Below are 293 nucleotides of genomic sequence, written 5' to 3' on the forward strand. Positions count from 1 at the left end.
TCTTCACTGCGCTGGCCGGTCATCAGGCTGCTGAAACTGAAGGACTCGCCCCACAGCTTGAACGGCTGCAAGTAACTGGCGGTGGCGGTGTATTTGCGGTAACGCGCGTTCGGCTCGCCGGGGCCCGGATCACCGTTACCCTGGGCGTCGAACGCGCCGATGCCTTGTTGCATGCCCAGGTCGAGGTTGACGAAGGCACTGCCGACCCGCCGACCGTGGTTGATGCCGAACTGCGCTTCGCTGATGCGGTTGCTGCTCAGCTTGAGCTTGCTGTCTTCGATGAAGTTGTTGGT

At 61.8% G+C, this 293-nt stretch carries 1 protein-coding gene; it reads right to left on the bottom strand.

Annotation, left to right across the window (positions count from 1 at the left end; genetic code table 11):
- Positions 1-293 (bottom strand): ShlB/FhaC/HecB family hemolysin secretion/activation protein (locus tag ACCC96_RS30325; protein ID WP_413697746.1); only part of this gene is annotated, 293 nt, incomplete at both ends.

Source organism: Pseudomonas sp. Pseusp11, assembly GCF_047304405.1.
Taxonomy (GTDB): domain Bacteria; phylum Pseudomonadota; class Gammaproteobacteria; order Pseudomonadales; family Pseudomonadaceae; genus Aquipseudomonas.